The organism is Parafrankia sp. EUN1f, assembly GCF_000177675.1.
In the GTDB taxonomy this organism is placed as follows: Bacteria; Actinomycetota; Actinomycetes; order Frankiales; family Frankiaceae; genus Parafrankia.
In genome coordinates this window covers 1-6,525 of sequence record NZ_ADGX01000268.1, presented here as the reverse complement: position 1 = coordinate 6,525, position 6,525 = coordinate 1, and the positions used below count along the sequence as shown (strand labels likewise).

The 6,525-nt window shown below is 72.0% G+C and carries 7 protein-coding genes and 1 pseudogene; 2 read left to right on the top strand and 6 right to left on the bottom strand.

The window, feature by feature from the left end; all coding sequences use genetic code 11:
• Both FREUN1FDRAFT_RS37425 and FREUN1FDRAFT_RS37420 read left to right on the top strand, forming a co-directional pair.
• Window positions 1-400, top strand: a 400-nt coding sequence (locus FREUN1FDRAFT_RS37425; protein ID WP_083828955.1) for a zinc-binding dehydrogenase, incomplete at its 5' end; no start/stop codon positions are given.
• Between the two features lie 74 nt (window positions 401-474).
• Entirely contained in the window at window positions 475-1,176 is a 702-nt protein-coding gene (locus FREUN1FDRAFT_RS37420) for a hypothetical protein (RefSeq protein ID WP_006545640.1), read from the top strand.
• A gap of 495 nt (window positions 1,177-1,671) precedes the next feature.
• Here FREUN1FDRAFT_RS37420 and FREUN1FDRAFT_RS37415 read toward each other — a convergent pair whose 3' ends face one another.
• The 6 genes and pseudogenes from FREUN1FDRAFT_RS37415 to FREUN1FDRAFT_RS37390 form a co-directional block, all read right to left on the bottom strand.
• Window positions 1,672-1,935 (bottom strand): hypothetical protein, encoded by a 264-nt coding sequence (locus tag FREUN1FDRAFT_RS37415; protein WP_232295599.1) that lies wholly within the window; start codon window positions 1,933-1,935, stop codon window positions 1,672-1,674.
• Between the two features lie 83 nt (window positions 1,936-2,018).
• Complete coding sequence (locus FREUN1FDRAFT_RS37410; RefSeq protein WP_006545638.1) at window positions 2,019-2,546, bottom strand: YkvA family protein; 528 nt, start codon at window positions 2,544-2,546, stop codon at window positions 2,019-2,021.
• Between the two features lie 155 nt (window positions 2,547-2,701).
• Window positions 2,702-4,489, bottom strand: a complete 1,788-nt coding sequence (locus FREUN1FDRAFT_RS37405; protein ID WP_006545637.1) for a 3-hydroxyacyl-CoA dehydrogenase family protein — start codon at window positions 4,487-4,489, stop codon at window positions 2,702-2,704.
• A 249-nt stretch (window positions 4,490-4,738) separates the two neighbouring features.
• Window positions 4,739-5,401: an endonuclease NucS gene (nucS, locus tag FREUN1FDRAFT_RS37400; protein WP_006545636.1), complete on the bottom strand. Its 663-nt coding sequence runs from the start codon at window positions 5,399-5,401 to the stop codon at window positions 4,739-4,741.
• A gap of 22 nt (window positions 5,402-5,423) precedes the next feature.
• A complete protein-coding gene (locus tag FREUN1FDRAFT_RS37395) occupies window positions 5,424-6,083 on the bottom strand; it encodes an HD domain-containing protein (protein ID WP_006545635.1) in 660 nt (219 codons plus the stop codon).
• Window positions 6,076-6,525 (bottom strand): annotated as a pseudogene (locus FREUN1FDRAFT_RS37390) (cobalamin B12-binding domain-containing protein); the annotation flags it as partial. The gene FREUN1FDRAFT_RS37395 and the pseudogene FREUN1FDRAFT_RS37390, both read right to left, overlap by 8 nt.

Here is a 6,525-nt window from a genome sequence, read left to right as displayed (position 1 = left end):
CGTGTTCGAGCATCCCGGTCGGGAGACGTTCGGGGCGTCGGTGTTCGTGACGCGTAAGGGCGGGACGATCGTGACGTGCGCGTCGACGAGTGGGTTCATGCACGAGTACGACAACCGGTATCTGTGGATGAGTCTGAAGAGCATCGTGGGGTCGCATTTCGCGAACTATCGGGAGGCGTGGGAGGCGAACCGGTTGGTGGCGCGGGGGTTGATCCATCCGACGTTGTCGAAGGTGTATCCGTTGGAGGAGACGGGGCAGGCGGCGTTCGATGTGCATCGCAACGCGCATCAGGGCAAGGTCGGGGTGTTGTGTCTGGCACCGGAGGAGGGGCTGGGCGTTCGTGACGAGCAGACCCGGGCTCGGCACCTGACGGCAATCAACCGCTTCCGCGGCGTGTAAGACCTGTGTCCCGGGCCTGCCCAGGCCCAAGCTCCTGTCACCCGGCGATTGCCCGTCTGAGATGCTGAGGCCCTATGACAGAGCACAGCGATCTCATTCCGATGCCCGGTGACAGTGAAGGCGCTCCCGGGTTCGATCTGGTCCGCCGCGGTTACGATCCGCAGCAGGTGAATGCGCACGTCAACTGGCTGGTCGAGCAGCTGCGCGAGGCGGAGTCGCACCGGGCCGCCGCCGAGGCCGCCGCTTCCGAGGCGGCCACCGAGGCGGCCCGGGTGCGCGACGACCTCGCCGCGAACCGGCCGGCCTGGGAGGAGTTCGGCGGGCGGATCACTCAGATCCTCCAGCTCGCCGAGGAGGAGGCCGCGACCGTCCGCGCCGAGCGGACCCGGGACGCCGAGGCACAGCTGGAGGAGGCCCGTCGGATCGTCACCGAGGCGGAGCACACCCGCGATCGAACGGTGCGCGACGCCGAGGACCAAGCCCAGAACATCGTCGGGACCGCGTTGGCCGAGGCCGAGCGGGTCGTCGAGACCGCGCGCGCGACCGCGGCCCAGCTGGAGGGCGAGTCGTCTCGGCGCCTCGCCGAGCTCGAGAACCAGCGCGACCAGGTCACCGCCCAGCTCGGCGCGCTGCACGACCAGGTGACGGCCCAGCTCGGCGCGCTGCGAGACCGGCTCACCGCCGCGACCGCACCACTGCAGGCCTCGTCAACGCCGCGAGCGCTCACGGCCGGCGAGACCACACCCACCCAGACGGCTGCCTCGGCACACAGCTAGTGCCATCCCGGCAGGCTTCACCCCAGACGCCCCCGCCCCGGCCCCCGGCATCAGGCGTCCGACCCCACGCACCCGCACAGGCACGCACCCGCACAGCCACCCACGCGCAGCCACCCGCCGCACCGCTGCCCACCGGGGATCCCGCGCCGCACCGCCACCGCCCGCACCGTTGCCGCCCGCGCCGTTGCCTCTCGGGGGGATCCCGCGCCTCCGTGGGGCGTCAGCAATTCATCTTAAAAGGGGCAAAAGAGGCGCAGATTCACCTGGCGACCCGCAAGAAGTAAGAATTTTGGTCGTCGGAACGACCAAAATCGTTCACTCTTTCGAGTCGCCAAACCGGCTACCGGGCTACCGGGCTCAGAGGTGTCCCAGGGGTCCGGAGTGCGAACCCCACCGGCACGACCGACTACCGATCTTGATCGGGACCGTTCCGCGGCAGGTCCGGAGCGAGGAACATCCTCATCCCGTCGAGCCGACCAGCCCCGCCGACCACCGCTAGCCCCGCCGACCACCGCGCCGGAAACGATCCGGGCGCGCGTGCCTGCGTGCCCAGCAGGGGGTGTGCCAGTGGCGGCGATCGTCGAGCGCGCCCACCGGCCACACCACCCGGTGCGGCGTGCCCAGCTCGATGAGGTGGTCGCATCCCGGGCAGCGGTACGCCTTCGTGGTCGCCGCCCCGGTGACCGGCCGAACGACCCAGCCCTCGTCCGCCTCGTCCACCTCGCCCGCCCCGCCTGCGCCCACCTCGCCTACACCCACCCTGCCTGCGCCCGAACCGCCTCCTGCGATGCCCGCACCCGAACCCGCCCCCCGCGGTGCCACCGAGGCCACCGAGGCGTGTCTCAACGACCGCCGACGTCACCGTCCGGCACGGAGCGGCCGATGACCTCGCCGTCCACGACCTTGATCGTGCTCGGTGCGCCGCCGCGGTCCTCCGCGCCTCCGCCAGCTCCGCCGCGCCCGCTCACCCGTTGCATCGCGGCGCCGGCCAGGGTGCGGGCCACGTTCGCCCGCCGCAGCATGCCCGCCGGGCTCGCGAGCGCCGACGAGGCACCGATCAGCGCGTGGAACGCACGGTCGCTTCCGCGCCAGTGCTCCCGCAGGATGGGCTCGCCGGCCCCCACGACCAGCCGGCGGAAGGCGAACGCCACCACGGCCACATCGTCGAGCTGGCCGATCACCGGGATGAAGTTCGTCAGCCGGTTCTTCGGTGATGCCAGGTAGGCCAGCGCGGCGCCCGCCTCCAGCTTCGCCGACTGCGGCACGCGCGGGTCCGCCAGCACCCGGCGCAGCATCACGACCAGGTCGGGCAGGAAAGTCGCCACCTCACGGCCGAAGTCGCGCAGCGCGTCCTTGTCCACCATGGCCACAGCCGTCCTCCTCACCGGTTCGGGCGGCCGGCACGGGCGCCGCCAGCCGTACACAACGCCCGCATGCCCACCCGCCGACATCGTAGACATGACTGCCGACCGGCCCGCCCGGTGATCAATCCCGGATTTCGGTCAGTGACCTCCTCCGTACCGGCTCAGCGTGAGTGGTCGCGGAATCCCCTCCCCGTCTTACGGCCCAGGTAGCCGGCCTTGACGAGATGCTCCAGCAGCGGGGCGGGAGCGTAGCCGGGCTCCCGGAACTCCAGGTAGAGCGTCCGCTGGATCGCGAGGGTCACATCGAGGCCGACGACGTCCGCGAGGGCGAACGGCCCCATCGGATGCCCGCAGCCCACCGTCATCGCCGTGTCGATGTCCTCCACGGTGGCGTAGTGCGCCTCCAGCATCCGCACCGCGTCGTTGAGGTAGGGGAACAGCAGGGCGTTCACGATGAACCCGGCGCGGTCCGCGCACACCACCGGGTGCTTGCGGGCCGCCCGGCTGACCGCGAGCACCGTCGCGGTCACATCCGGCGCGGTCAGCACGGTCGGCACGACCTCGATCAGGCGCATCGCCGGCGCCGGGTTGAACCAGTGCATCCCGACGACGTCCCGCGGCCGCCCGGTCGCCGTGGCGCACTCGATCACCGGCAGCGAGGACGTCGTCGTGGCGAGGATCGCGCCGGGCTTCACGACCTCGTCCAGCGCGGCGAACAGGGCCCGCTTGACCCCCAGTTCCTCGACGACGGCCTCGATCACGAGGTCGCAGTCGGCGAGCGCGTCGAGCTCCGTCGTGCCGGTCACGCGGGCCAGCGCCGCGTCGCGGTCCTCGGTGGTGAGGCGGCCGCGGTGGACGCCCCGGTCGAAGGACTCGGTCAGCCGCTTGCGCACCGAGGAGACCTTGTCGTCCGAGCGTGCCCGGTACACGACGTCGTAGCCGGAACGCGCGAGCACCTCGACGATGCCGGTGGCCATCGTGCCCGTGCCGACCACGCCGACCAGTCGGACCGGCCGCGCGGTCGCCCCGGCGACCTCGGTCGCGCCGGCCTCGTCGACCACCTGCGGCGAGTCGGGCGCGGCGTAGGTGTAGAAGCCGCGCCCGGTCTTGCGCCCGAGCATCCCCGCCGTGACGAGCTGCTTGAGCAGCGGCGCCGGGGCGTGCAGGTGGTCGCGCGACTGGTGGTACATCGACTCGAGGATCTCGTACGCCGAGTCGAGCCCGATCAGGTCGAGCAGGGCCAGCGGTCCCATCGGGTGGCCGCAGCCGTAGCGCATGGCCGCGTCGATGTCCTCCCGGGTCGCGTAGTGCGCCTCCAGCATCCGCACCGCGTTGTTCAGGTAGCCGAACAGCAGCGCGTTGGCGATGAAGCCGGCCCGGTCGCCGGCGGACACCGCCGTCTTGTCGACCCGGCCGAGCAGCTCCCGCACCCCGTCGAGCACGGCAGGATCCGTGACGACCGTTCCGACCACCTCGACCAGTCCCATGACCGGAGCCGGGTTGAACCAGTGGGTGCCGAGCACCCGCGAGGGCCGGTGCGTCGCGGCGGCGAGCTCGGTGACCGACAGCGAGCTGGTGTTGCTGGCGATCACGGTTGCCGGCGGGCAGAGCTGGTCGAGCTGGCCGATCAGCTCCAGCTTGGCGTCGAGGCGCTCGTGAATGGCCTCGATCACCAGCGGGCAGTCGGCGACGGCCGCGAGATCGGTGCCGCTGTGCACCCGGGCCAGCAGTTCCTCGCGCTCCTGCGCGGTCAGCTTGCCCCGGTCAACGGCCCGCTGGGTCGAGTGCTCCAGATGCCCCCGCCCGCGGGCGAGGCCCTCGTCGTCCTTCTCGACGCCGACGACGTCGATGCCCGCGCGGGCCAGCACTTCCGCGATGCCGGCCCCCATGGTCCCCAGACCGACGACTCCGATCTTCGTCAGTTCACCGAGGGAAGTGTCCTGGCCCATAGCGCTCCTTCGTCCCAGGGTCCGCGCGTCCCGTCCACAGCCCGCGGCCCTGGCGGAGGCGTCGCGCGCTCGGATGACCGGATCGTCGCAGATTCACGACGCAGGAGCCTGTGATCGTGACGAAATCTGCCGCATATGAAGACCCTGAAAGCCCGCCGGCGCCCGTGGTAGGAGCACTGGCGCCGGGTCAGGGCCCCGCGTCGGGACAGCGCCCGGCAGCGGGCCAGAACAGCGGGTCAGAACAGCGGGTCAGAACAGCGTGGGGATGGACGGCTCCAGCCCGCGCAGCGCGTCGTAGTCGACGGTCGCGCAGGAGATGCCACGGTCACCCGCGAGCACCCGGGCCTGCGGCGTGATCGACTGGGCGCACAGGATCCCGCGCACCGGGTGCGGCAGGGCCGGGTCGTCGTCCAGGCGGGACAGGTACCGGGTGAGCTGCTCCACCCCGTCGATCTCACCGCGCCGCTTGATCTCGACCGCGACGGTGGAACCGTCGACATCCCGGCAGAGCAGGTCCACCGGGCCGATGCCCGTCTCGTACTCCCGGCGGATCAGCGTCAGGCCCTCGCGGATCGCGTCCGGCCGGTCCGCGAGCAGCACCTGCAGGTGGGCCTCGACCCCGTCCTTGCGCAGCCCCGGATCGACACCCAGCTCATGCGTGGAGTCGTGCAGGATCTCCTCGATCGAGATCACCAGCTGCTCGTCCGCCCGGTTCGTCACCCGCCAGACGCCCTCGGCCTCGACGATCGCGCACGGCGGGCTCATCCAGTTGAGCGGCTTGTAGGCGCGCCCGTCCGCGTGGATGGACACCGAGCCGTCGGCCTTCACCAGCAGCAGCCGGACCGCACTGGGCAGGTGCGCCTTGAGCCGACCGACGTAGTCCACACTGCAGCGGGCGATGACGAGGCGCATGGCGCGACCGTATCCTGCCGCGTCACGAGCGTTCGTGCCCGGCCCCGTGGTCCTGTGGTCCCCCTGCCGCCGGCCCGTTCTCCGGCTGCCGACGGGCGGCCGCGTTGTTCCGCACCACCGCGTTGTTCCGCACGACCAGGTCGTCGAGCAGGCGCCGGCGGCCCGCGTACCGGATGGCGAGCTCCCGCGCCCGCTCGGCGGGCAGCCGGGCGAGGCGCACCGGGTCGGAGTTGTCAGCCATGTCCGCGCGCTTCACCACGACCGCGATCCGGTCGGCCGCCACGCGCGCCAGGTAGCGCTCCACCGGCTCGCCGTCGCGGTGCGAGAGGGCGTCGACCGCCGCGACGACCTCGCTCGGGTAGCCCGCGGTGGCGAGGCCGGTCACGGTCAGGTCGGAGTCCTCCACGACGTCGTGGAGGATGGCCGCCATACGTGCGTGCGCCACGTCGACACCGGCGCCGGCGGCCGTGCGGCCGACGGTCTCCATCACCCGCAGCGGATGCCCGATGTACGCCTCCCCCGCCTTGTCCAGTTGGCCGTTGTGCGCCCGGGTCGCCAGGGCCACCGCGTCCGCAATGGACGGGCCGGCCGGGAACGGGCCGGCGACAGACGGGCCGGCGACAGACGGGCCGAGCCCGCCCGGGTCAGGCCCGGACGGGTCGGCAGCCGTCGGGTCAGGCACCGGCGAGGCCGTTCGCCGTGCGCACGATGTTCACCATCCCCCGCATGATCTCGGTGAGGCCGTAGTCCTTGGGGGTGAAGACCGCCGCGACGCCGAGCGCGGTCAGCCGATCCGCGTCGGCGGGCGGGATGATGCCACCCACCACCACTGGTACATCCCCGAGCCCCGCGGCCCGCAACCCGTCCAGCACCTCGGGCACCAGGTTCATGTGCGAGCCCGACAGCACCGACAGCCCCACGATGTGGACGTCCTCCTCCACCGCGGCGGCGACGATCTGCGCGGGCGTCAGCCGGATGCCCTGGTAGACCACTTCGAAGCCGACATCACGGGCCCGCACCGCGATCTGCTCCGCGCCGTTCGAATGCCCGTCCAGGCCCGGCTTGCCGACCAGCAGCCGCAGCCGCCCGCCCCAGCTCCTCGCCGGTGCGGGTGACGAGCCCGC

Bases quoted from the DNA above. Each gene is read 5' to 3' on its own strand.
- FREUN1FDRAFT_RS37420 (WP_006545640.1), top strand. From the start codon at position 475: ATGACAGAGCACAGCGATCTCATTCCGATGCCCGGTGACAGTGAAGGC.
- nucS (WP_006545636.1), bottom strand. From the start codon at position 5,401: ATGCGCCTCGTCATCGCCCGCTGCAGTGTGGACTACGTCGGTCGGCTC.
- FREUN1FDRAFT_RS37405 (WP_006545637.1), bottom strand. From the start codon at position 4,489: ATGGGCCAGGACACTTCCCTCGGTGAACTGACGAAGATCGGAGTCGTC.